Below are 2,934 nucleotides of genomic sequence, written 5' to 3'. Positions count from 1 at the left end.
ATTACTATCCTGTTACTACTTTAATCCTGGATATCCTGATTCTGACAAATACAACTTTCATCACCAAACAAACCATCTATAAACTACTATCCTGTTAATCCTTTAATCCTGGTTATCCTGATTCAGACAAATGGAATTTTCATCACCAAACAAACCATCTATAAACTACCATCCTGTACATCCTTTAATCCTGGTTATCCTGATTCAGACTTAATATTTTTCTGTAACCTTTAAATGTTACAGTTTACAAGTCTCGACGCGAGAGAAGACCAAACGCATCCCTCAAACCTAACCCAACCCCATACTCTTACCTCACCAAATACCATATCCACATCTCTAAAGGGGAGGTGACCTTCTGGTGCTTTCTTGTCAAAAGTAATATCTTTGTAGTACAACCAGTCCCCTCCTTTTCTCCATCCTACCTTGTCCCCGAACTTCTCCCATATTTCCCTATCATATTTTCTCGTTCCACCAAAACCTTGATAAATTCGTTTCTGCACAGAAAAACCAAACTTGCCACCACTGTATTTTACCCACAACTGGTCAATGGTACGAAGGTCTGCACAGGGAAAATTATCAATACTTCCTTCATCTAACCAACCTACCTTTTCCCGCTTCACAACTGCTAACATTACCCGTTTTGTTTCCTCGTCTGCTTCTTTCCATTTTCCTTGTGCGAGGTAGTCACGCAGTTTCCTGTAGTCCATTCCACAGGATGATTTTAGTTCCCCCTCCTCCCTTGCGGGGAGGGGGTTAGGGGGTGGAGTTCTTACTTCGCTTGCGAGGGGGTTAGGGGGTGGGGTTCTTACCAAACCCAAATTTTCCCGAAACTTCAACACCGTCGGAGTGCGGTTTTCCGGTTCTATTTCCATCCCTGCTAAAATAGCATCATTCACCCTCTGACTAATGCCAGAATTATAATGTCTTGGCGCTGGTAAAGGTTCATCATCATATTTCCGGTTTTGTGCGGGTACGGGACTAAATTCACCCTCTTTGTTGAGTCCGTCAGCCGTCAGCAGATAATATAAAGTAGCAGCTAAAGCATAAACATCGGTATGGGGTCCAAAACTCCCTTTGCGACGATATTGTTCAATAGGTGCATAACCTTCTGTTAAGGAAGCTGTCATGCTTTTAGTAGCAATACTGCGAGTTAAACCAAAATCAATTAAAACCGCTTCTTGTTTATTTTGACGTAAAAGAATATTTGCAGGTTTAATGTCCCGGTGTAAACTACCTTTAGCGTGAATATATTCTAAAGCCTGACCAATTTGATCTATATATAATAGTGCTTCGCTTTCGGTAAGTTGTCCCTTTTGTCGAAGATATTGAAATAAAGTTACTCCATCAATATATTCCATTACCACGCCAAAAAGCTCACCGGCTTGAATGACTTCATAAACTTTGAGAATATGCTGATGATCAAAACCTTTAATTGTCAAGGCTTCGTTAATAAACTTAACCTGTTGTTCGGCAAAGTCCTCTTGCAATTGCATTTGCTGATTGAGGGTTTTAATGGCGTATAATTTCCCCGTGCTGGGTTCTAAGGCTTTGTAGGTAGTTCCAAAACCACCGCTACCCAAGGGTTTACCCTGAATGATAAATCTACCGTTATTAATTTGTTGCCCTGGTTGCCAAATAATCATACCCTTGATAGTAGATACGGTGGAGATGAATCTAATTATATCATTGCGTTGTGTTAGATCCCCGACTTCTTCAAGAAGTCGGGGATCTGGGATGTTATAATATTAACTATTTTTCCCAGTAATTGATAGTCCTTCTACTATCAGAGATGGTGTATAACAAGAACCATTCCAATCTGCATCCCCACCCAGTTGCACCACTTGTTTCAGGGCTGTGTAGACATTCCCTGCTACCATCGTATCTTTTACCCTGCCAATTATTTGACCATTTTTGACCCGATAGCCCAAATCCACATTGATGGAAAAATCACCTGATAGTCCGCTACAACTACCTAGCATTTGATCGATAATTAAGCCATCATCCATCTTGCTAATTAAGTCTAAGAGGGAAAGATCACCAGGTTGAATTAGGAAGTTAAATAGCCCTGGTGTGGGATAACTACCTAAACCGGGACGAAAACCATTACCAGTGCTACCGTTGTTTAATTGTCGTCCAGTAGTGCGATCGCTATAAAAATTCCGTAAAATCCCATTTTCGATAAATACTAATGACTGGGTAGGTTGACCTTCATCATCAAAGGGACAGCTATAAGGTCCTGCTGCTGGATTTTGGTACAGGGTAAGGGTGGGGGCAATAACTGGTTTACCCAATCTATCAGCCCAGGGAGAAGCTTTTTCTAAAATGTGTTTACCATTCAAAGCTGATTGCACAGTTCCCCACAGCATATCTGCTGCTTTAGAAGTGAACAATACAGGACAGCGACCACTGGGACTAGGAATGTTATCTTTAGCCCAATTTAATCGCTGTAAAATTTGATTGGCTACTTTCTCTGGATTGAGTTGATCGCGTTGGGTTTGACCATCAGCAACACTGAGAAAATCATCACCTCTGACCCATTCTGCTGACATATAGCAGCTAAGAGTAGTGTCAGTGTGGTGAGAATTTAAACCCTTGCTGTTAATGAGTTTGGTATTTTCTATATCGCATTCCCAGTCACTATGACAAAGAATATCTGGATAGACATCACGAATTAGGGCGATCGCCTCCTTACCCCATTTAATCAACATTTCTACGGATACAGATGTGCCTAAATCGGGATAGGATGTCCCAGCATGAGTCCCTAATTCTACTATTTCTGGTGGATTTAATTGACTCACCTGAGTTCGATGTAAGAAAACCAGCTAAAAATGAGTATTCAAAAGGGTTAGAGGCTTTTCTGGAAAGAGCCTATATTCTCAATAAACATTAATTATTGAGAATTAATAGGAAACCAGCCTAGATTTAAGTAAATTT

General features: G+C 40.7%; 2 protein-coding genes. Both read right to left on the bottom strand.

Features of this window, described 5'->3' with window-relative positions:
* Positions 1-230: 230 nt before the first annotated feature.
* Positions 231-1,643 carry a serine/threonine-protein kinase gene (locus PN450_RS18395; protein WP_271837151.1) on the bottom strand — a complete coding sequence of 471 codons (1,413 nt, stop codon included), beginning with the start codon at positions 1,641-1,643 and terminating at the stop codon, positions 231-233.
* Between the two features lie 102 nt (positions 1,644-1,745).
* Positions 1,746-2,798 (bottom strand): TldD/PmbA family protein, encoded by a 1,053-nt coding sequence (locus PN450_RS18390; RefSeq protein WP_271837150.1) that lies wholly within the window; start codon positions 2,796-2,798, stop codon positions 1,746-1,748.
* Positions 2,799-2,934: the final 136 nt, after the last annotated feature.

Source organism: Dolichospermum lemmermannii CS-548 (assembly GCF_028330815.1).
GTDB lineage: Bacteria > Cyanobacteriota > Cyanobacteriia > Cyanobacteriales > Nostocaceae > Dolichospermum > Dolichospermum lemmermannii.
Note: the sequence above shows the minus strand (reverse complement) of the source record. Positions and strands in the feature narration are given on the sequence as shown.

Excerpts from the sequence above, each read along its gene's own strand:
- PN450_RS18395 (WP_271837151.1), bottom strand. The coding sequence starts at position 1,643 with ATGATTATTTGGCAACCAGGGCAACAAATTAATAACGGTAGATTTATC.